The sequence below is a fragment of the Winogradskyella ludwigii genome (assembly GCF_013403985.1).
Lineage (GTDB): Bacteria > Bacteroidota > Bacteroidia > Flavobacteriales > Flavobacteriaceae > Winogradskyella > Winogradskyella ludwigii.
On sequence record NZ_JABFDF010000001.1, the window covers coordinates 650,741 to 675,259 of the forward strand.

Genomic DNA, 24,519 nt, shown 5'->3' on the forward strand with positions numbered 1-24,519 from the left:
TAATTTATTTTAAATACCTACAAGATTTTTGAAATCTTACAGTATAACATCAATTTAGTTGCTTTGAAATATCAATGATTTTTCCTTCTACAGCAGTTGCTGCTGCAACCAAAGGACTCGCTAAAATAGTTCTTGAACCTTGACCTTGACGACCTTCAAAATTCCTATTAGAAGTCGACACACAATACTCGCCTTGAGGAATCTTATCATCATTCATTGCTAAACACGCAGAACAACCTGGCTGACGCAATTCGAATCCTGCATCTTCAAAAACAGCCTTTAACCCTTCTTCTATAATCTGATTTTCTACTTGCTTACTTCCTGGAACTAACCAAGCCGTAACATTACTTGCTTTTTTCTTTCCTTTTATATAGTCTGCTGCCACTCTAAAATCTTCAATTCTAGAATTAGTACAACTTCCTATGAACACAAAATTGATGGGTTTATTGATTAAACTTTCACCAGCTTCAAAATTCATATAAGCCAATGATTTTTTAAATGATGGGTTCTCATCTACAGGAATTGTTTCAGAAATTTTAATTCCCATTCCTGGATTAGTTCCATATGTAATCATTGGTTCTATGTCTTGGGCATCAAAACTGTATTCTTGATCAAATTGTGCTCCATCATCTGTAGGAAGTGTTTTCCAATAGGCTACTTTCTTTTCAAAATCATCACCTTTTGGGGCAAATTCTCGTCCTTTTACGTATTCAAAAGTCGTATTATCTGGCGCAATCATTCCACCTCTTGCTCCCATTTCAATACTCATATTACAAACAGTCATACGACCTTCCATACTCATCTCTTCAAATACATTTCCTGCGTATTCACAGAAATAACCTGTACCTGAATTGGTTCCTAGTTTTGAAATAATATAAAGAATAACATCTTTTGGCAACACACCGTTCTTCAATTTCCCATTAACAGAAACCCTTAAACTTTTTGGCTTCGTTAATAATAAACATTGACTCGCAAATACTTGTGCCACCTGACTAGTACCAATACCAAATGCAATAGCTCCAAACGCACCATGTGTTGATGTATGACTATCTCCACAAACCATGGTCATACCTGGCTGTGTAATTCCTAACTCTGGTGCCATGACGTGAACTATACCATTGTATTTATGACCTAGTTCATATAATGTAATATCGTTTTTTTTACAATTTTTAGACAATTGTTCTAATTGCTGCCTAGAAAGCTTGTCTTTTATAGGTTGATCTTGATTTAAAGTTGGAGTGTTATGATCTGCAGTTGCTACTATTTGGCTAGGCCTAAATACAGGAATTCCGCGTTCTTCCAATTCATTGAAAGCCTGCGGACTTGTAACCTCATGTATTAAATGTTTATCTATATAAAGAATTTGCGGTCCATTGTCTATAGCATTTACTACATGCGCATCCCAGACTTTGTCAAAGAGTGTTTTTTTTGTTGTCATTAATGAGATTCAATTAGCATTAGTGTAATTAGAAGCCTTACAAAACTAAGGTTCTTTTACACTAATACTTTATATTTTAAGCTGAAATTATTTGTTGATAAACCTTACTCGTTTCAATGATTTGATGAATATCACTATCATTGATTTCCTTCTTTCTGTCTGCAAAACTTAAAAAGTTAGCGTACACATCGTCTAACTGTAATTTGGTAAGTTCATAGCCTACATTTTTTGCTCTATACGCCAAAGCAGCTCTTCCGCTTCTTGCTGTTAAAACAATTGCAGATTCAGTAACTCCAACATCTTTAGGATCTATAATTTCGTAAGTTGCTCTATTTTTTATTACACCATCTTGGTGAATACCAGAACTATGCGCAAAGGCATTAGCTCCAACTATTGCCTTATTAGGCTGTGTATAAATTCCCATGCTATCACTAACCAATTGGCTCATTCCAAATAGCATAGAAGTATTAATATTTGTATCTAAATTAAGGTAAGGATGTTGTTTTAAAACCATCACTACTTCTTCTAAAGCAGTATTACCAGCACGCTCGCCAATACCATTAATGGTACATTCAATTTGACGTGCTCCATTAATAACTCCTTCAATAGAATTTGCTGTTGCTAATCCTAAATCATTATGACAATGACAAGACAAAATTGCCTTTTCAATACCCTTTACATTTTCTTTTAAATATTTGATTTTCGCACCATACTCACTAGGCAAGCAATATCCTGTAGTATCTGGAATATTTAAAACCGTTGCTCCTGCTTTAATCGCAGCTTCACAAACTCTTGCTAAATATTCATTTTCTGTTCTTCCTGCATCTTCGGCATAAAACTCAACATCTTCAACAAATGATTTTGCATATTTCACAGCCTCAAAAGCACGTTCTATAATTGCTTCTCTATTGGATTTGAATTTATGAAGAATATGAGAATCAGAAGTCCCAATACCTGTATGTATTCTACCTCTCTTTGCATACTGTAAAGATTGAGCAGCGACTTTTATATCATTTTCTACAGCACGTGTTAGGCCACAGACCGTTGCATTTTTAACAATTTTTGAAATCGCTTCTACAGACTTAAAATCTCCTGGACTTGACACTGGAAAACCAGCTTCAATAACATCAACGCCAAGCAGATCTAATTGCGCTGCAATCAAAACTTTTTGTTCTGAATTTAATTTACAGCCCGGAACTTGCTCTCCATCGCGAAGTGTTGTATCGAAGATTTGTATATTGTTATTTGACATATATCAAAATATAATTTTAGTATTGTCTTACGAATATATGTTTTGAATTTGCGTTTAATAACTTTCTTAATGTAACTTTACGATGTTCAGTTGTGAAAAAATATTTTAATTTATTGATTAACAAACACATAAGCCTATATTAAATTGATAACTAAAGACCAAAAAGATAATCTATTCTCATTAGTTAAGTCCTTAACTAAATCTGAAAAACGCCAGTTTAAGCTTTATGTTGGTCGGCTTGGTGTAAATTCTGATTCAAAATTCCTGAATCTATTTAATTTATTAGATAAAGCTAAAGCATACAATGAAGCTTCCATTTTAAAAAGTGGTATTGTAAAAAAGCAACAATTAGCAAATGTAAAAGCGCATTTATACAAGCAGATTTTAATTAGTTTAAAGCTAAATCCATCACATCAAAATGTACGTTTACAGATTAGAGAACAGCTCGATTTTGCTTCCATATTATATCACAAGGGTTTATACAAACAAAGTTTAAAAATATTAGATAAAGCCAAAGAATTGGCCATTGCAAACGAAGAAAAGAATTCGGCCTTTGAAATCGTAGAACTTGAAAAAGTTATTGAATCCCAATACATTACAAGAAGTATAAGTACACGTGCAGATGAATTAGCTATCCAAGCGAAAGAACTGAGTGCGCTCAATGTAATAGCGAGTAAACTTTCAAACTTATCGCTTCAACTTTACAGCACCATTCTAAAAACCGGTTACATAAAAAATGAGGAAGAAGCCAATATGGTCATCGACTATTTCAATAAACATCTTCCAAAAGTAAAAATTGAAACTTTAGGCTTTCGAGAAAAATTATGGCTCTATAAAGCTAATTTATGGCAAAGTTTTTTACTTCAAGATTTTTTAAGTTGCTATAAATATGCTTCTAAATGGGTTGATTTATTTCATCAGAATCCGAGTATGGTTAATTTGAATCCTGTATTCTTTTTAAAAGGAAACAACTATCTTTTAGAAGCCTTATTTTATATTGGAAACAAACCCAAATTTTTAGAAAAACTTTCTGAATTTGAAGCCACTGTTAATACGCCTACGTTTCCACAAGATGAAAATGTTGCCTCTTTAGTTTTTCTTTACACCAATTTTCACATCATAAATCAACACTTTATTGATGGAAGTTTTGAAGAAGGATTAGATTTAATTCCAAAGATTGAAAAAGCATTAATTCCTTTTAACGATAGAATTGATCCGCATCATAAAATGATTTTCTACTACAAGTTTGCGAGTTTGCAATTTGGAGCTGGCAACAACAAAGCTTGTATTAAATATCTTGATAAAATTATTTCGAATAAAACATTATCCATGCGTGAAGATTTACTCTGTTTCTCTAGAGTTTTAAATCTTGTCGCACATTATGAAGCAGGCTTAGATTACCACTTAGAAACCCTTTTACGAAGTACTTATAAGTTTTTAATTAAGATGAATGAACTTCATGAAGTGCAAAAGGAAATGATAAAATTTATTAGAGGATTGCAAGATATATATCCACATGATTTGAAAAATGCTTTTAAGAAATTACACCAAACTCTAAAGACTTTTGAAGACCATCCTTATGAGCGACGTGCATTTTTATATCTCGATATTATTTCTTGGTTAGAGAGTAAAATTGAAAACAAACCGGTTAGCGAAATTATTCAAACTAAGTATTTAGCAAAGAAAAGTTCATAATTCTATCAATTTCATAAAAAACTCATAAAATTGACGAATTATTTGGAATTGTAGTTTTTGTATTGCAATATTTGTGCTCACAAAGTTCAAACACTTACTGAAATGTTATCAAGAAAGGCGGAGGGAATGACCCTATGAAGCCTTAGCAACCCTTAGATTTACTAAGAAGGTGCTAAATTCTACTTAATTGCTCGATTCATTAATCGAAACATTGGATAGATAACTCAAGACTAATTACCCATCTGTAATTAGCATTTTCTTTTTAATATTTTTCTATTAAGTACGCTTCACTCTTCGGCTATGGTCAAAGAACAAAGAGGCTTATTTGGCTTTTGGTTTAATTATTATTAATTCAAAAACTTAGAAAAATGAGTACACAAAAATTTGCAACACAAGCGTTGCACGCAGGTCACGACACAACTCAAACAGGAGGCACAAGAGCTGTTCCTATTTACCAAACATCATCGTATGTTTTTAAAGATTCCGATGAAGCCGCAGGGAGATTCAACCTATCTGTTCCTGGCTTTATTTACACTCGTCTAAATAACCCAACAAACGACATTTTAGAGCAGCGACTAGCGGCACTAGAAGGAGGAATTGCAGCTGTTGCAACCGCCTCAGGAACTGCAGCAATTGCCACAACACTATTAACACTATTAAGAGCTGGAGACCATATTGTTGCATCGAGCAGTTTGTATGGAGGAACGTACAATTTATTGAACGTCACTTTAGCAAGACACGGGATTACAACAACATTTGTAGATGCCTCTAACCCAGAAGAATTTAGTAAAGCAGCGCAAGAAAATACAAGAGCTATTTTTGTAGAATCTTTAGGGAATCCAAAATTAGATGTTTTAGATCTCGAAGCTATTTCTGCACAAGCAAAAGCACATAAAGTCCCATTGATTGTAGACAATACCGTTGCCACACCTTCATTGTTAAACCCTATTGAGTATGGCGCAAACATTGTTATACATTCTTTAACCAAATACATTACTGGCAACGGAACATCGCTTGGTGGAATTATTATCGATGCTGGCACTTTTGACTGGACTAACGGAAAATTCCCTGAATTTACAGAACCATCTGCAGGTTACCATGGTTTAGTTTATAGCGAAGTTATTGGAGCCGCTGCATTCATCGCAAAAATTAGAATTGAAGGTTTACGTGATTACGGAAGTGCTTTGAGTCCTTTTAATGCATTTCAAATTATTCAAGGTTTAGAAACCTTAGAATTGCGTATTCAGAAGCATAGTGAAAATGCGCTAGAATTAGCAACATGGTTAGAATCTCAACCTGAAGTCAAATGGGTTAACTACCCAGGACTTGAAAGTAGCAAATACAGAGAACTTGCTAAAAAATATTTACCAAAAGGCCAAAGTGGTGTGGTTACTTTTGGAGTTGATGGTGGTTATGAAGCTGCTAAAACCATTGCAGACACGACAAGATTATTTTCGTTGTTAGCTAATATTGGAGACACAAAATCACTTATCATTCATCCTGCAAGTACAACACATCAGCAATTAAGCGATGATGCACAAGAAACTACAGGTGTTACAAAAGATTTAATTCGCTTATCTGTTGGAATTGAAAATATTGAAGATTTAAAAGAAGATTTAAAAGAAGCTTTTGCAGTTGTAAAGCAGCAAAAAGCACTTCAAAATTAATACATATTTCGTGTTTTGTTTATTTAAGAACAGATGTCTTTATTATTATAGACATCTGTTTTAATTAATAAAATTTAAGATGGAAAAACTACATTTCATACAAATTGCAAATTATATTACGGAAAACGGCAAAAGTATTTCTGCAAAATTGTCTTACCAAACTTTTGGTAAAGCCCTACATTCTGCTCCCATAATTTTAGTCAACCATGCCCTTACCGGAAACTCAAATGTGGTTGGAAAAGACGGTTGGTGGAATGATATCATTGGAGATAACAAATGCATAGACACAAATAACTATACCATTTTAGCGTTTAATATTCTTGGTAATGGCTTCGATAATATTGCAGAAAACTGCATTGAAAATTACAAAGACTTTACAGCGAGAGATATTGCCAAATTATTTGCTTTAGCCATAGAGCAATTAAAAATTAAGAATTTATTTGCCGTTATAGGTGGCTCTGTTGGTGGCGGAATTGCATGGGAATTAGCAGCATTAAAACCACGTTTAATTCAACATCTCATCCCAATTGCAACCGACTGGAAATCTACGGATTGGGTGATTGCCAATTGCCATATTCAAGATTCTTTATTAAACAATTCTTCGCAGCCTTTAGTAGATGCCAGAATGCACGCTATGACCTTATATCGTACGCCTGAATCCTTGACACAAAAATTTGAACGCACTAAAAAAAGTGATTCACTTTACAACATTGAATCTTGGTTGAGTTATCATGGTAATGCACTAGAAAATCGATTTCAGGTTGCTGCTTATAAATTGATGAATCAGATTTTACGAACTATAGATATTACGAGAAATAGAACTGATTTTTTAGAGGTAGCGTCAAATATTGAAAGTGATATTCATATCATTACTATTAACTCTGATTTGTTCTTTAAAGCGGATGAAAACTGGAATACTTATGTAGACTTAAAAGCTGTAAAAGACAATGTTAATATACATGAAATTAAATCCGTTCACGGTCACGATGCTTTTTTAATAGAATTTGATCAATTATCACGTTTTTTGAAACCTATTTTTTCATCGCAATTGAAATCTAATAAAAAACTTGAGACGCAAGTTGCATAACAATTTATAATATAATTAAAAAAAAAGCTGAACTAACCGTTCGGCTTTTTTGATTTATATATTTAGAATAAAACACGTATCTTTTAAATACTATTTTTTTTACTAAAAGAGAATAAAAATAATTTGATCTAATCATTTTAATACAAACCAAAAGTAATAGTCAAAAGAGTTACACTACAATTTTTACTAAATTCTAAACCATCAGCGTTAAAATTAATTGCAATTGAGACCAATACAATACTTTTAAGCGTATATATTTGACTATTGAATAACACCGAAAACAAAGCACCCAAATCACCAAGAAAACGAGAGTTTCGTTGGCTTCGCAGAACATTACGCGTTCTGTTAGGCATTCTTTTGTTTTTATTTTTGGTGATTCTTTTTGTTCGCAGTCCTTGGGGACAATCTATTATCGTAGATAAAGCTGTCAATTTCGTCGCTGATAAAACAGGAACTAAAGTTGCCATAGAAAAACTTTTTATCACATTTGATGGCGATGTACAACTCGATGGCTTGTATCTCGAAGACATTAAAGGTGATACTCTAGTCTACTCGAAATCATTAGAAGCCAATATTCCATTATGGAAAATGATACGCGGAGAAGGTGTTGGTGTAGACGCTTTAGATTGGGATGGTTTACGTGCCAATATTATTAGAAAAGATAGTATTACAGGTTATAATTTTCAATTTCTTATTGATGCTTTTGCCTCAACAGATACGACAACCGTTGAAACAGACACCACGTCTACTCCACTAAATCTAGTTTTAGGCAACTTAAATTTTAACAATTTTGATATTGTTTTTGATGATGCCGTTGCTGGCATCGATTCTAGATTTAAAATTGGCAAGTTAAAAGCCCAAATGGAAACTACCAATTTGGAAGACATGATTTTTGACGCTTCAACCATTGAACTTAGCGACTCCAACATTAAGTTTATTCAGAAACCTGTAGCGATTGACACTACGATTTCAGAGACTCCTCTACCAAAATTAGCTTTTGAAACTATTGCATTAAACAATGTAGTTGCTTATTACGAATCACAACCCGAACGATTAATTTCCGATATTAATATTTCAGAATTCTCAACAGAATCTCCAATTATAAATTTAGCAGATAGCGATTTTAGCCTTAAAAATATTACACTTAAAAATTCTAAAATCAGCTTAACAACCGAAGCTGAAATTAATGGAATGACTCAACAAATAGTAGTCACACCAAAGGACACAAAAACAGAAAGCATTGCTTTTGAATGGCCTCAACTAAAAATTGATATTGCTGCAATTGATTTCGAAAATAACCAAATCGATTATCGTGTTGGCAATGCGCAACCAAAAAACGGTGTTTTTAATCCAAATGCTATTGCTTTATCAGAATTTACGTTTCAAGCTAAAGATATTACACTAAAAGATAAGAACGCAACACTCGATTTAGAACAATTTAATTTTAACGAATTTTCAGGATTAAACCTTAAACAATTAGCGATCAACTTTAAGGCTACAGATAAGCAAATGCAATTGGATGATTTCCAATTCAAATTAAATAACAACAGTATTTCTGGTGCTGCACAATTAGATTACAGTTCACTTTCAAAACTAATAGATCGTCCAGAAACAACCACTGTAAATGTAAATTTACCGTCACTTAGTTTATCCTTATCTGAAATATTCAGATTTCAACCCGATTTAAAAAATAACGAATACCTTAATAAACTCAGTAAAAAACAACTTACAGGAAACATTAATGCTTCTGGTACTTTAGCGTCAATTGATTTAACAAACGCAAAATTAAATTGGGGAAACACAACAACAATTTCAACCAACGGATCACTTCAAAATATTACAAACCCTGAAACACTTCAATTCAATATTCCGAAATTTACAGCAGTAACAAAACGATCTGATTTAATTCAATTTGTAAATGAAGCCGATTTAGGTGTCAGCTTACCTAAAGCGGTTAAACTTACTGCTCAGTTTAAAGGAAATCTTGAAGATATTTCTGCAAAAGCAAAATTAACAAGTACTCAAGGGATAGCAACTATTGATGGTAGCTTTAAAAATAAGGACCAAATTTCTTATGATGCCACAATTGATATTGACGATTATAAAGTAAACGAATTACTTAACGATTCGCAATTTGGAGCATTAAGTCTTCAAATAAAATCTCAAGGAAGCGGAAACAACATTAACACGCTAGATGCAACCTTAGATGCTACAATTTCTGAATTTAAGCTTAATAATTATGCCATAAAAGACCTTAAACTTAATGGCGAAGTTAAAAATGGAACTGGTAATATTCATTCGGAATACAAAGACAGTAATCTGAATATAAACCTAGATACGTATGTTGTTTTAGATTCTATTTCTCCTGAAGCAAATGTCCAAATTAACGTTATCGGAGCCAACCTACAATCGCTTGGTTTAATGAGTCGAAATATTAAAACGGCCATGAATATTACGGTAGATTTTAAAGGCAACCAAGATATATACGATGCTAGTGCTAACATCGAAGATGGCGTTGTAGTTTATGATAATAGAAGTTATCTCATTGGTAGCTTAAAGGCTTTGGCTCATGTGGATAAAGACACAACTTCAGTGTCAGTTAAAAACAAGATTTTAGGTATTGATTTAAAATCCAATGCCAATCCGCAAACCTTTAGCAAAGCTGTTCAACGTCACGTTTTAAGTTATTTTTATAGAGATGAAGTAGTCTCGGATACCATTAGTGATTTTGTAAATTTAAATTTGAAAGGTAAAGTTGCACAGTCGCCTTTACTAAAAGACGTTTTTTTAGTTAATGTGCAAGATTTAGACACCATTGCTGTTGCTATAGATTTCAATGAAAAAGCGCGTAAACTTGAAGCAAATATTACAGCACCACATATTAATTATAGTGGTAATAAATTAGACAGTCTTGCCTTTTCTATGCTTACAGACAAAGAAAATTTCAGCTTCAATCTTGGGTTTAAAAATATAAGTGCTGGTCCTTTAGATGTTCCTAAAACTATAATAACAGGTAAACAAGCTAACCATGAATTAGCGCTTAACTTTTTAGGTTATTATAAAGATGAACAGCTCATGAACGTCAGTACCAAAATAACAGGTAATCGTGAGCGTTTAAGATTCAACATAAATCCGGATAGTTTAGTTTTAAACAAAGAAAACTGGACAATTCCTGAAAACAATGAAATAATTTTTGCCAACAACAGCCTTGAATTCAATGAGTTTAAAATCAACAAAAACAATCAGTCTATTGAAATAACAGATAAATTAGAGACTGTTTCAAAAGATCATATCGCTGTTGAGTTCGAAAATTTTGATATCAGTGCGGTTTTCAATTATTTAAATCCAGAATATAAATTAGCAACAGGTTTGCTAAAAGGTAATTTTATTCTTGAAGATCCTTTTACTAATGCTGGTGTATTAGCCAATTTAAATATTGAACAATTTAAAATGCTTAAAACCGATTTAGGCACTTTGAGTATTAATGGAAATTCACTTGGTGATAATAGTTATGCGTTTAATGCAGGACTAAAAGGTGGTGATATTGATTTTGATCTCGTTGGAGATTACACTGTAAGTAACAACAACGCAAATCTCGATCTAGATTTTAACATCAACGATTTCAAAATGAAAGCCCTCAACACCTTATCGTTGGGCGAAATTAAAGACACTGAAGGTAGTTTCTCTGGTGTATTTAAAGTTACAGGATCAACGTCAGATCCTAAATATGATGGCAGCCTAACATTTAAAAAGGCCGGTTTTAATGTTGCCAAATTGAACACGAAGTTTAGCATGGCTAATGAAACACTAAACATTAATAACCAAGGTTTGTCCATGACTAATTTCACCATTCGTGATGAAAACAACAATGCTTTGGTCGTTTCAGGAAAAGTTGGCACCGAAAGTTTTATTAATCCAACATTCGATTTAAGTGTAAAAACCACCAATTTTCAAGTCTTAAATGCCACTAAAGAAGATAACGAAGAATTTTACGGCAAAGTTACTTTTGACGCTAATGCAAAACTCACTGGTGATTTACAAATCCCAAAATTAGATGCTAAATTGACTTTAGGTTCAGATACGGATTTCACCTATGTATTACCTTCATCTGTAGCTAGTGTAGAAGAACGTGATGGTGTGGTTGTATTTGTAAATCGAGAAAACAGAGATGCAATTCTCACCCAAACAGAAGAACAAACAGCAACGATTAAAGGTTTTGATATTAGGGCGTTATTCAACGTCGGAAAAGATGCTGCAGTCACTATAATTATAGATGAAGAAACTGGTGATAATTTTAAAATTTCGGGAGAAGGAGATTTTGTGTTCACCATGAAACCTAATGGAAGAACAACACTAACTGGTGCTTATGAAATTTCGGAAGGCCATTATGAACTTAACCTTTACAATTTAGTTAACCGAAAATTCCTAATAGCCAAAGGAAGTCGCGTTACTTGGTCTGGCGATCCTTTTGATGCCAAATTAGATGTACGTGCCATATATAATTTAGAAACCTCAGCTTATGGATTAATGGCATCTCAAATTTCTGGTGCAGATTCATCTGTAAAAAGCAAATACCAAGAAGTATTACCTTTTAATGTTTACCTTAACATTGATGGAGAACTCTTACAACCTAAAATTTCATTTGGTTTAGATATGCCAGAAGAAGAACAAGGAGCAATTAGCGGACAAGTTTATACCAGAGTACAACAAATTAGCCAGCAGGAAGGAGAACTTAATCGACAGGTCTTTTCGTTATTAGTCCTTAATCGATTTTACCCAGATTCTGGTAGCGATGGTAGTGATGGTGGTTTTGCAACGATTGCGAGAGACAATTTAAATGATGCGGTTTCTGATCAGCTTAATGCGTTTTCAGACAAATTATTAGGCAGTTCTGGTATTGAACTCGATTTTGGACTTAATAGTTATACTGATTATCAAGGAGACTCTCCAACAGATCGTACAGAGTTAGAAATTGCTGCAAAGAAAAAGCTATTTAACGACAAGTTAACCGTTAGTGTAGGTAGCGATGTAGACATACAAGGCAGCAGTAGTACTGACGAAGCAACACCTATAATTGGTAATGTAAGTTTAGAATATGCATTGACAGAAGACGGAAGATACCGACTAAAAGGCTTTAGAAAAAGTGAATTTGAAAATGTAATAGATGGTCAAACTATAGTAAGTGGTATTAGCTTAATATTTACTAAAGAATTTAACCAATTTAGCGAACTTTGGGATGCTATTTTACGTTCTAATAAAGAAGAGAAAGCAAAAGCTGAAAAAGAAGCGCAACAAAAGGAACAAGACGCTACAGATAAAAGTATTGAACAGAAAAAGAATTAAACTTGAATAGAACTTTAAAACATAGTATTTCTTTTATTTTCTTCGGACTAATTTTATACTCATGCAGTATAACAAAACACATTCCTGAAGGTGAACGTTTATATACTGGTGCTAAAATTGAAATTGAATCTGATTCGATCATAAAAAACGAAGAGGATTTAAAAACGGAATTAGAAACCATTTTAAGACCCGAACCCAATTCTAAGTTTTTAGGAATGCATTTGGGTTTATATTATTATTACAAAAACCAAAAAGAGAATCCAGGATTCATTAATAAATGGCTCTATAAACAAGTTGGAGAAAAACCCGTTTATCAATCTAGTGTAAACGCTTTTGAGGTTGAGGCGGTGTTAAGAAATCGTTTAGAAAACAAAGGATTTTTCTACAGTACTGCAACATCTTCTTTTGAAGAAAAAGAAAATGAAGCTTCCGCTAATTATCAGTTAAAAATCACGGAACCTTATAAAATGGAGCGTTTCCAAGTAGACTCTATGCCTACACAACTTTATAAAGACATAAAAAAGGTCATAAAAAGTTCCCCTTTTCAAGAGAATATGCGCTTCGATTTGTCTAATATGAAATTAGAACGCCAACGTATTGATACGCGACTAAAGCAAAAAGGCTATTATAACCTCAATCCAGATTTCTTCATTTTTGAAGCTGACACAAATCAATATGACAACAAACGTTTCGATTTATTTTTAAAATTAAAAGCCGAAGTTCCAGAGAAAGCGACTATTCCTTACCGAATTTCAAAAATAAATGTCCTTGCAAATTACGACATACAAGATTCCACATACATTAAACCAGAACGGTTCAACAACAAAAATTACATACAAGATTCACTCTTTATAGAACCTAAATATCTAGATGAATTCATCACTTTAAAAGAAGGTGAACTTTACAGTCCTGAAACGTCAAAAAACACTGCTAGACGCTTATCAAAAATTGGAGCCTATAAATATGTTAATATTCAATATAAAGAAATAGACTCGCTACTCACAGATAGTTTAGGAATTCTCGAAGCTAATATTTTTCTATCACCATTAACCAACCGTGCCGTACGTTTAGAGTTACAAGCGGTTACAAAATCTAATAATTACACAGGACCTCATTTAGCATTAACTTATAGTAATCGAAATGTTTTTAAAGGAGGAGAAACATTAAACATTAGTACTAATTTAGGTTACGAATCGCAATTTGGTAGCGATGACGATGCAGGACTTAGCAGTGTGGAATTAGGATTAACAACCGAACTCATTTTTCCTCGTGTTTTATTTCCTGTAAAAATCAACACGGATTTCTTTAAATATTCAATTCCCAAAACAAAAACAAGTCTCAGCCTTAATTATCTAAATAGAAGCGAATTGTACACATTGCTTTCAGGAAGTGGGCAGTTTGGATATTCTTGGAATGCTAATAAATTTATTACTTATCAGTTTAATCCTATTTCTGTAAGCTACACGAGACTATCAAATACAACCGATGAATTTGAAGCTATTTTAGATGACAATTTATACCTGCAACAAAGTTTCGATCAACAATTTATATCAGGAATGACATTTTCATTCACGTATAATGAAATGGTAGATACCAACGATCCAAATCAGTTTTATCTAAACACTACTTTAGATGTTGCAGGTAATTCTATTAGCTTGTTAGGACAAGAAACCACGTCTGGAGAACCCAAAGAATTTTTAGGGTTAGAATACGCACAGTATGCAAAAGCAGATCTAGATTTTAGATTTCACCTTAACTTTGGTAAAGATAGAGCACAAACTTTAGCTACAAGACTATTCGCTGGTTATGGTATGCCTTACGGGAATTCTGAAGTTATTCCGTATGTAAAACAATATTTTTCTGGAGGACCATATAGTGTTAGAGCTTTTAAAACACGATCCTTAGGACCTGGAACTTATGATGACGATAGCGATGATGATAGTGATGCTACATATTGGGACCAAACAGGAAATATTAAATTAGAAGCCAATATCGAATATCGTTTTCCGTTATTCTCATTTTTTAAAGGTGCAGTATTTGCAGATGCAGGAAATATATGGAACTCTAAAGCCAATTCTGTTTTTGATGGCGAAGATAAATTTACATCTAACTTTATAAATGAATTTGGAATGGGAACTGGAGTCGGATTACACATTGATATTCAGGGCTTTGTTATTCGTTTTGATTTGGCAGCACCATTTCATGACCCTTCCTTAGAAGAGGGGAAACGATGGGACTTTAAAGCAGATGAACCTGTACTGAATTTTGCTATTGGCTATTCATTTTAAATCCTTTATAGATAACCAAAATCGACAAATTCGTTTTACGTTTTAAAGAAATATACCTCAGGTTTGATTTCTAAAAGCCTATCCGACTCGCATCTAATTCCTAAAATTATTATATCTTTATTAATTCCCAATTTTTAAAAACACAGAATCATATTTATATGTCAGATAAAGAACAATACATGAAAGAAGCTGTAAACGCAGCGCTAAAAGGAATGAATAACAACGAAGGTGGACCATTTGGTTGCGTCGTTGTAAAGGATGGAAAAATAGTAGGTCGCGGAAATAATAAAGTAACTTCTACCAACGATCCAACAGCACATGCTGAAGTTACAGCCATTAGAGATGCTTGTAAAAACCTAGATTCTTTTCAGTTAGATGGTTGTGAAATTTACACCTCTTGCGAGCCTTGCCCAATGTGTTTAGGCGCTATTTATTGGGCACGACCAGACAAGGTATATTATGGAAGTAACCAAGTAGATGCTGCTAATATTGGCTTTGATGACGAATTTATTTATAAAGAAATTCCATTACCATATTCAGAACGAAGTATTCCTTTTGAACAATTAGCTCGTGAGGTTGCATTAGAACCATTTCAGGAATGGACTAAAAAGCTAGATAAAACGGAATACTAAATAATCCAATACGTCAGTTCGAGTGTTTCGACTTTTGGGTCGAAATGTATCGAGAACTTTTGTTACTAAAAAAAGCTTCTCGATAGAAAATTCTGAAAAAGGAATTTCATTAGAAGTGACGCTATCGTTACATTTTTAATTCATTTATAATTGAAATAACTAACATGATCACCTTCATCCTAAATAACAAAATCATAAAAACTTCAGAACATTCTGGAATGACTTTATTAGATTTTGTGCGTTACCAGCAACGTCTCACAGGAACCAAAATTGGTTGTCGTGAAGGCGATTGTGGTGCTTGTACCCTTTTAGTTGGCACATTAACCAACGACATCATCGAATACCAAAGTATTACATCGTGTATTTCTCCATTGGGAAATGCGCATGGCAAACACATTGTAACGGTTGAAGGCACAAATCTTAAAAATAAATTAACCACAGCTCAAGAAGCCATGAGAGCAAATTACGCAACACAATGCGGATTTTGCACACCTGGTTTTGTGGTTGCTTTAACAGGTTTTGCGTTATTAAATTCTGAAAACAACTACAATAATGCTATTGATGCCATTAGTGGAAATATTTGCAGATGCACAGGTTATAAAGCCATTGAAAAAGCAGCACACCAAGTCGTTGAAAAACTAGAACATCAAGAAAAAACTTCTTTAAAATGGTTAATTGACAATGAATTTATTCCTGAGTATTTTGAAACCATTCCACAACGACTAAAGGACATTGAAGGTCGATATTTAAATCAACCCAAAGGAAAATATGTTTCTGGAGGAACAGATTTATACGTTCAAAAAGCAGATCACTTAGCGGATAACGACGTGCATCTCATTGCCGAGAAAGATTATTTAAAAGGCATCACTATTGAAAATGGCATTTGCATGATTGGTACCAACACTACAGTTTCAGATTTATGGAATCATAAAGCCCTAAACCATAGTTTACCCAATTTAAAAAAGCACTTAAAATTGGTGTCTTCTGAGCAGATTAGAAATATGGCGTCTTTAGGAGGAAATTTAGTTAATGCGTCACCTATTGGTGATATGACTATATTTTTATTGGCACTTAATAGTGATATTACAATCCTAAATTCTAAACAACAAGAAAGAACCGTTGCGCTTAAAAACTTTTATCAAGGTTATAAAACATACGATTTAAAGAGCGATGAACTTCTAAAAGAAATCAGCTTTAAATTACCTACAAAAGCATCCTCTTTCAATTTTGAAAAAGTGTGTAAACGAACACATTTAGATATTGCAAGTGTCAATTCTGCCGTACATTTTTCTGTAGAAAACGAGACCTTTTCAGAAGCACACGTTTCTATTGGTGGTGTTGCGGCAATTCCAAAATACTTGCATAATACATCAACTTTCTTAACAGGAAAACCATTAACGTTAGAAACAATTTTAGACGCTAGCAATCAACTTCAAAAGGAAATCACTCCAATTAGTGATGTTCGCGGAACTAGTGATTATAAGCGTTTGCTCGCAAGACAATTGTTTTTTGCACATTTTACAGAGTTGTTCCCCAATAATTTCACCTTAAACGATTTTATTCAGCATGCATAAAAACAAATCAAATAAAATCTTAAACACTAAGTTAGACGCGGTTTCACTGTCATTAAAACAAAGCATTAAAAACTTAGATTCTTACACACACGTTCGTGGTGAATCGTTATATGTTGATGATGTTAATATTAGACAAGGCACATTTCACGCCGTGGTTTTTGACTCACCAAAAGCACACGGAAAAATAAAACACATCGATTATTCTAAAGCAGAAGCTCTGGAAGGTGTAGAACGTATTTTTACTTATAAAGATGTTCCTGGTGAAAATGAAATTGGTGGTATTATTCCAGACGAACCTTTATTTGCAGAACATGACGTCCATTTTTGGGGCATGCCAATTGCTTTAATTGTTGCCGAATCAGAATTTATTGCCAGAAAAGCTAGAGGTTTAATCGAAATTGAAATCGAAGACTTACCCGTAATTACCACGGCAAAAGAAGCCAAAGCAAAAGGTAGTTTTATCAATGCACCACGTTCTTTTAGTTTAGGAGATACCGAAAAAGCATTTACAGACTGTGACTATGTTTTTGAAGGGGAAACTTTTTCTAACGGTCAAGAACATTTATATATCGAAGCACAAGGAGCTTATGCAGAACCTTTAGAAAATGGCAATATAAAAGTGACGTCCTCTACACAAGGACCAACTTCTGTACAGAAAACAATTGCACAAGTTTTAGGTATTGCTATGCACAAAATTGAAGTCGATGTCACGCGACTTGGAGGTGGTTTTGGCGGAAAAGAAGATCAAGCAACACCTTGGGCAGTCATGGCAGCTTTAGCAACTCATCACTTAAACCAATCGGTAAAATTGATACTGAATCGGCATGATGATTTACGCATGACAGGTAAACGTCATCCTTATGAAAGCACTTATAAAATTGGCTTATCTAAGGACTTAAAAATTTTAGCTTATCAAACGGAATTTTTACAAAATTCTGGTGCTGCAGCAGATTTATCTCCTGCGATTGCAGAACGGACTTTGTTTCATGCCACAAACAGTTATTATGTGCCAAACGTAACAACCAAAGTGCTGAGTTGTAAAACCAATTTACCACCAAACACAGCGTTTAGAGGCTTTGGTGGACCACAAGGTATGTTTGTTATTGAGTCTGCGATTGCAAAAGCCGCTTCTGAAATTGGGGTTTCAGCTAGACAAATTCAGGAAGCGAATTTGTTAGATGAAAATGATACGTTCTCCTATGGACAAATTGCTAAAAAAGTAGAAGCCAAAAACACATGGCATTCGGCTAAAAACATATTTAATAGTGAAGCTTTAGAACAAGAGGTTGCTGATTTCAACAAAAACAATACAGCGTTTAAAAAAGGGTTGTCGTTTATGCCAATTACCTTTGGTATTTCATTTACCAACACTCCAATGAATCATGCGCGTGCTTTGGTTCATATTTATTTAGATGGTAGTGTTGGCATAAGTACTGCTGCTGTTGAAATGGGACAAGGAGTGAATACCAAAATGATGCAGATTGCTGCAGATGTATTTTCGATTCCTATTGATAAAATCAAAATAGAAACCACCAATACTACGCGTGTTGCTAATACATCGCCTTCTGCTGCGAGTTCTACAGCCGATTTAAACGGAAAAGCCACCTTAATGGCTTGTAATGCTTTAGTGGAACGCTTAAAACTAGTAGCTTCAGAAGACTTAAATGTGTCAGAAAAGGACATTAATTTAAAAGATGAATCTGTCTTTATAAATGATAAACCATCAGAATTATCCTGGACAGAACTTATTAGTAGTGCCATGTTAAAACGTGTTGCTTTAACTGAAAATGCACATTACGCCACACCTGAAATTCACTTTGATAAAACGAAAGAAAAAGGACATCCTTTTGCCTATCATGTTTACGGCACAGCAATTACAACGGTGACTGTAGATTGCACACGTGGCACTTACGAATTTGACTCCGTTAAAATCGTGCACGATTACGGAAAAAGCATGAGTGAAGGTATTGATTTGGGTCAGGTAGAAGGTGCTTTAATACAAGGTATCGGCTGGATGACCATGGAAGAAATTGCTTATAATGACGAAGGTAAATTACTCTCAAACGCGCTTTCAACTTATAAAATACCTGATATATTTTCTGTTCCAAAAAGTGTAGAAGTCATTCCTGTAGAAACCGAAGGAAATGATATGGCCATTTTAAAATCTAAGGCCGTTGGTGAGCCACCTTTAATGTATGGTATTGGCGCTTATTTTGCACTTCAAAATGCCATAAAAGCTTTTAATTCTAATTATGATTTAGAATTTCATGCACCAATGACTCCTGAAAAAGTGCTGATGGGCTTATATAATAACTAAAGGATTTAAATGGATAAAGAAACACGAATTAACACGCGCATTTTTGAAACATTTCCTGAATTAGAAAGTGAAAGATTAATATTTAGAGCCTATAGAAAATCTGACGCGAAAGTACTTTTTTGTATTAGAAGTCATAAAGACGTATCTAAATATATGGATAGCGCTATTCCAAAAAGCACTACGGATACAGCACATAGAATTGAAGGTTATATTAAAGCATTTCAAGAAAAAAGCGGAATTACTTGGGTTATTATAGAAAAAAGCACGAACACACAAATAGGTGATTTCGGAATTTGGAGAATTGACAAGCAAAATTCTAGAGGTGAAATCGGTTATGTTTTACATCCTGATTCCTGGAGTAAAGGCTATATGACAGAAGCTTTAAATACTATAATTCGTTTTGGGTTTGATAACATCAATCTTCATAGTTACGAAGCTAATGTAAACACCGAAAACAGTAATTCAAAATCGCTATTACTTAAATTTGGATTTAAACTAGAAGCGCTTTTTAGAGAGAACTTCTATTATGATGGCCAATTTTTGGATAGTGAAATTTATTGTTTATTAAAATCAGATATCGCCTAATTAAATATAGCTTATGACAGAGTTTTTAATACACAGCAAACGTTGTTTTATTGATCATCAATTTACTGAAGCGACACTTCATATTAAAAATAATAAAATCCATAATATCCATTTAGGGTATCATGATGCTGTGACCATTCCTTTTCTAGATTACAATAACCTCATCGTTATGCCTGGAATTATTGATGCTCACGTTCATATTAACGAACCTGGACGAGAAGATTGGGAAGGTTTTGATACAGCGACCAAAGCTGCTGCCATAGGAGGAGTGACTACATTAATTGAAATGCCCTTAAATGCAAGTCCAGTTACTACAAACATAAAATCCTTTCTATTAAAACAAGACGCTTCTAAGGGAAAACTTCATGTCAATTGTGGCTTTTATGGAGGTGTTATTCCAACAAATAAAAAGGATATTGAAGACTTAATTAAAGCGGGTGTTTTTGGAATTAAAGGTTTTTTATCACATTCAGGAATTGATGAATTCCCTAATGTCTCAAAACTAGATTTAGAAGCTATTGCGCCTATTCTAAAACAATATGATATGCCTTTATTGCTTCATTGTGAATTAACTGATGATGATGTTCCTGAAGTTACAAACCCAAAAAGCTATCAAGAATATTTACATTCACGACCTCAACATTGGGAAACTAATGCCATTGATTTAGCCATAGCGATTCAAGAAAAGTTTGATATAAAAGTACATATTGTTCATCTTTCGGCTTCAGAAGGTATTGAACGTATTAAGAAGCGCAAAAAAGAAACCAATAAGCTGACCGTAGAAACGTGTCCGCATTATTTATACTTTAATGCTGAAGCCATTCCTGATGAATCTCCCATTTTTAAATGTGCTCCTCCAATTAGAGAAAAAGCTAACAATAATAAACTTTGGGACTTTTTATTAGACGATGGTTTTAATTTTCTGGCCTCAGACCACTCACCTGCTCCACCGGAACGTAAACAATTAGAAAGTGGAGATTTCTTTAAAGCTTGGGGAGGTATTTCGGGATTACAATTCACACTTCCTGTTTTATTTTCTGAAGGTCAGAAAAGAGGATTACAAACTGAAAAGCTCATCCCATTATTAACAAAGAAACCAGCAGAGTTTTTAGGAATTGATGATAAAAAAGGAGACTTAGCTGTTGGATTTGATGCAGACATCACTATTTGGGATGATACTGAGGAATTTACAATTTCAGAAGATTCAATTCAGCATCAACATAAAGCAACACCATATTTAAACGAAGCGGTTTTTGGAAAAGTAATTCATACATTTGTTAATGGTGTTCAGGTGGTTGAGAATTCAACATTAAAAACACTTCAACAAGGACAATTATTATTAAAAGATAGATGATAGAAGATACATTAAAACAATATACAGATCTTGCTTCAGAAAAAATCGGTGGACAAGTATTATATTCAACTGATGATTTTTTTGCTGAAAAAGAAAATCTAATTAAAGAAGGTCGAGGTATTTTTATTGCAGATAAATATACAGATCGAGGTAAATGGATGGACGGCTGGGAATCTAGACGTAAAAGAACACCAGGTCACGATTGGGCTATTATAAAATTAGGAGCAGCAGGAAAGATTAAAGGTTTTGATATCGATACCAATCACTTTTTAGGAAATCATCCTCCTTTTGCTTCTGTTGAAGCTGTTAATTTAGGTGAAGATGTTTCTGACTGGAGCAATTCAGAAGATTTACCTTGGGAAGAAATTTTACCAAAATCGCCTTTAGATCCAGGAAGTGAACATTTTTTCGAAATTAATTCTGATAAAATCTTTACTCATGTTCGTCTTCATATTTATCCTGATGGTGGAGTGGCACGTTTTAGAGTTTATGGTGAAGTATACAAAGATTGGTCTAAAATAAAATCTGACGAACTTATTGATTTAGCCCTGGTTAACAATTGCGGAAAAGCATTGCATTGCAACGATATGTTTTTTAGTGTTATGGATAATCTTATTTCTCCAACCACTGGAAAAAACATGGGAGACGGTTGGGAAACCAAACGTAACCGCACACCTAATAATGAGGATTTTGTGATCTTAAAATTAGGACACTCAGGAATAATTCATAAAATCATCGTAGACACTAAACATTTTAAAGGCAACTATCCAGATTCTTGTGCTATTGACGTTTGTAATTGTGATAGTGATGCTGACGTTTTAAGTGGCAAGCATAATTGGAAACCTTTATTACCACAACAAAAATTGGAGGCCGATAAAGAGCATCATTTCGAAAAAGAAATTATACCAACAGAACAACCAGTTACACACGTTAAATTAAAAATATATCCTGATGGTGGCATTAGCAGGTTACGTGTTTTAGGAACAATTAAATAAACTGAATGATTGAAGTATTTTTACTTATAGCTTGGGTTGTAATTTTCACGGTAATTGTTACCGCGACCTACAAATTAAACCATTCTATTAAAGCGCTTAATGCCAAAGGAGATTATGAAAAGGCTGAAACCATTCAAACCTCCCAAAATTGGTTTTATGCTTTAATTGTGGTTGGTTCAGTTTGTGGAATAGGAATTTTATATCTATTCTTAAAAGGAAGCATTTACGAAAGTCACTTTTTTGAATGGCTAAACTTAACGGTTAGACTTATCCATATTACTTTTGGTATTGCTTGGATTGGAGCTTCATTCTATTTTGTCTTTTTAGAAAACGCACTTAACAGAACTGAAAACGTAAGAGATGAATTAGCGGGAAATCTTTGGGCTGTTCATGGTGGTGGATTTTATTATGTCGAAAAATATAAACTAGCACCTAAAGAGATTCCAAAACATTTACATTGGTTTAAATACGAAGCTTATTTTACATGGTTGTCTGGTTTTTGCTTGCTTTCTATAGTTTATTATTTTAATGCTAGTTCTTATTTAATAGATCCTGAAGTTTTAGATATTCTGCCTTCAACAGCAATAACAATTAGTATCAGTTCTTTAATTATTGGTTGGGTTTTATACGACCAAATATGTAAACGTTTAAACAAAAACAAAACAATTTTTACGATAGCTATAACAGCTTTAGTTTTCTTATTTGCTTGGTTTTATGCACAAGTATTTAGTGGCAGAGCGGCTTATATTCATTTTGGTGCTTTTCTAGGAACTTTAATGGCAGCCAATGTATTTTTCACCATTATTCCTGGGCAAAAACGCATGGTCGCTGCAGCAAAAAAAGGGTTATTACCAAATCCTGAAGATGGCAAAGCAGCCGGTTTACGCTCGTACACTAATAATTACTTTACGCTTCCTGTTTTGTTTGTGATGATAAGTAATCATTTTCCAAGTACTTTTGGAAACACCTATCAATGGCTCGTACTTATTGGTATAACTCTAGGAACCGCTGGTGTAAAACATTATCTAAACCTTAGAGAAAAAGGTGAGCTCTCAGTTTGGGTGATGCCAATTGCTGTCGTTATTTTATTTGGAATGGCATTTATGACGGCACCTACACCTCCTAAATATGAAAACTGCCAAGAGAATGTTTCGTTTACAGAAATACAAGCCATTATTAACAACCGATGTGCCGTTTGTCATTCCGCAAACCCAACAGACGATGTCTGGAAAGTAGCACCTAATGGCATAAAATACGATACACCTGAACAGATTTACAATTTGAAAGACAAGATTTTTCAACGTGCTGTGGTGAGTAAGAATATGCCTTTTAATAATAATCAAACAGGAATGACTCAAGAAGAGCGCGATATGATTAATTGCTGGATGAATCAAGGAGCACCAAAATAGAGATTATGATAACACTAAAAGAACTTAATTCACTTTCAGAACAAGAGGCCTTTTCAAAGTTAGAGCAATGTTGTGTTTCTAAAACTTGGGTCCATAAAATGATTGAACATAGACCTTTTTCTTCTGAAAATGATCTCATCAAACAAACAGCATCTATTTGGTATAACGACTGTTCTGTTGACGACTTTAAAGAAGCATTTACAGGGCATCCTAAAATAGGAAATGTTGAGAGTTTAAAAGAAAAATTTGCACATACAGCTGAATGGGCAGGAAACGAACAATCTAAAGTTGCTGAAGCTACTATAGAAACGATTGAAGCCTTAGCCAAGGCTAATGAATTGTACGAAGCTAAATTTGGGTATATTTTTATTGTTAGTGCTAGCGGAAAATCGGCAAAAGAAATGTTAGCAATAGTAAATGCAAGATTAAACAATTCTACAGATGATGAAATTTATTTAGCTATGAACGAGCAACATAAAATCACTGTAATTCGTTTAGTAAAACTGATTGAAGGTCTTTCCGAAAAAGCAGATTTAAGCAGTCATTTAACCACACATGCTTTAGACACTTCTATAGGTATTCCTGCAAAACACATGCTCATTACTTTAAAAGGTTTACGCAATAACCAATGGACTCCAATGAGTGTTGGTATTACAAATAATGATGGTCGTATTCCAGATGTATTGCCTCCAGGACAACTTTTAGTTCCTGGATATTACACCATGACTTTTAATACCGCAGACTACTATAAAAACAATAATCAAAATGGTTTTTATCCTGAAGCTTCAATTCAATTTGAAGTTACAGATGGTAGCCATTATCATATTCCATTACTAATAAATCCTTTTGGGTATTCAACTTATAGAGGAAGTTAAAATAAAGA

15 protein-coding genes and 1 riboswitch are annotated in these 24,519 nt (G+C 33.8%); of the genes, 13 read left to right on the top strand and 2 right to left on the bottom strand.

Features of this window, described 5'->3' with window-relative positions:
• Window positions 1–49: 49 nt before the first annotated feature.
• Window positions 50–1,438 (bottom strand): 3-isopropylmalate dehydratase large subunit, encoded by a 1,389-nt coding sequence (gene leuC / locus HM981_RS02730; RefSeq protein WP_179337049.1) that lies wholly within the window; start codon window positions 1,436–1,438, stop codon window positions 50–52.
• Between the two features lie 76 nt (window positions 1,439–1,514).
• On the bottom strand, window positions 1,515–2,690 hold the full coding sequence (locus HM981_RS02735; protein WP_179337050.1) for a 2-isopropylmalate synthase: 1,176 nt from the start codon (window positions 2,688–2,690) through the stop codon (window positions 1,515–1,517).
• Window positions 2,691–2,837: 147 nt separating this feature from the next.
• Between HM981_RS02735 and HM981_RS02740 the strand changes: the two genes are divergently transcribed.
• The 13 genes from HM981_RS02740 (at window position 2,838) to uraD (ending at window position 24,511) form a co-directional block, all read left to right on the top strand.
• Window positions 2,838–4,385, top strand: a complete 1,548-nt coding sequence (locus HM981_RS02740; RefSeq protein ID WP_179337666.1) for a hypothetical protein — start codon at window positions 2,838–2,840, stop codon at window positions 4,383–4,385.
• A 102-nt stretch (window positions 4,386–4,487) separates the two neighbouring features.
• A riboswitch (SAM riboswitch) is annotated at window positions 4,488–4,611 on the top strand.
• Window positions 4,612–4,753: 142 nt separating this feature from the next.
• Complete coding sequence (locus HM981_RS02745; RefSeq protein WP_179337051.1) at window positions 4,754–6,052, top strand: O-acetylhomoserine aminocarboxypropyltransferase/cysteine synthase family protein; 1,299 nt, start codon at window positions 4,754–4,756, stop codon at window positions 6,050–6,052.
• A 79-nt stretch (window positions 6,053–6,131) separates the two neighbouring features.
• A complete protein-coding gene (locus HM981_RS02750; RefSeq protein ID WP_179337052.1) occupies window positions 6,132–7,139 on the top strand; it encodes an alpha/beta fold hydrolase in 1,008 nt (335 codons plus the stop codon).
• 264 nt (window positions 7,140–7,403) lie between these two features.
• Complete coding sequence (locus tag HM981_RS02755) at window positions 7,404–12,482, top strand: translocation/assembly module TamB domain-containing protein (RefSeq protein ID WP_179337053.1); 5,079 nt, start codon at window positions 7,404–7,406, stop codon at window positions 12,480–12,482.
• A gap of 2 nt (window positions 12,483–12,484) precedes the next feature.
• The gene (gene tamL / locus HM981_RS02760) at window positions 12,485–14,770 is read left to right on the top strand and encodes a translocation and assembly module lipoprotein TamL (RefSeq protein ID WP_218846250.1); all 2,286 of its coding nucleotides are present in this window, start codon (window positions 12,485–12,487) and stop codon (window positions 14,768–14,770) included.
• Between the two features lie 158 nt (window positions 14,771–14,928).
• A complete protein-coding gene (locus HM981_RS02765) occupies window positions 14,929–15,402 on the top strand; it encodes a nucleoside deaminase (protein ID WP_179337054.1) in 474 nt (157 codons plus the stop codon).
• A gap of 164 nt (window positions 15,403–15,566) precedes the next feature.
• On the top strand, window positions 15,567–16,976 hold the full coding sequence (locus tag HM981_RS02770) for an FAD binding domain-containing protein (protein WP_179337055.1): 1,410 nt from the start codon (window positions 15,567–15,569) through the stop codon (window positions 16,974–16,976).
• Window positions 16,969–19,293: a xanthine dehydrogenase molybdopterin binding subunit gene (locus tag HM981_RS02775; protein ID WP_179337056.1), complete on the top strand. Its 2,325-nt coding sequence runs from the start codon at window positions 16,969–16,971 to the stop codon at window positions 19,291–19,293. The genes HM981_RS02770 and HM981_RS02775 overlap by 8 nt, the downstream gene beginning before the upstream one ends.
• A gap of 9 nt (window positions 19,294–19,302) precedes the next feature.
• Window positions 19,303–19,878: a GNAT family N-acetyltransferase gene (locus tag HM981_RS02780; RefSeq protein ID WP_179337057.1), complete on the top strand. Its 576-nt coding sequence runs from the start codon at window positions 19,303–19,305 to the stop codon at window positions 19,876–19,878.
• Between the two features lie 13 nt (window positions 19,879–19,891).
• Window positions 19,892–21,232: an allantoinase AllB gene (gene allB / locus HM981_RS02785; RefSeq protein WP_179337058.1), complete on the top strand. Its 1,341-nt coding sequence runs from the start codon at window positions 19,892–19,894 to the stop codon at window positions 21,230–21,232.
• Window positions 21,229–22,227 (top strand): allantoicase, encoded by a 999-nt coding sequence (alc, locus tag HM981_RS02790; RefSeq protein WP_179337059.1) that lies wholly within the window; start codon window positions 21,229–21,231, stop codon window positions 22,225–22,227. Before allB ends, alc begins: the two co-directional genes overlap by 4 nt.
• A gap of 5 nt (window positions 22,228–22,232) precedes the next feature.
• On the top strand, window positions 22,233–23,636 hold the full coding sequence (locus HM981_RS02795; protein ID WP_179337060.1) for a urate hydroxylase PuuD: 1,404 nt from the start codon (window positions 22,233–22,235) through the stop codon (window positions 23,634–23,636).
• A gap of 5 nt (window positions 23,637–23,641) precedes the next feature.
• Window positions 23,642–24,511 (top strand): 2-oxo-4-hydroxy-4-carboxy-5-ureidoimidazoline decarboxylase, encoded by an 870-nt coding sequence (gene uraD, locus HM981_RS17405; RefSeq protein ID WP_218846253.1) that lies wholly within the window; start codon window positions 23,642–23,644, stop codon window positions 24,509–24,511.
• Window positions 24,512–24,519: the final 8 nt, after the last annotated feature.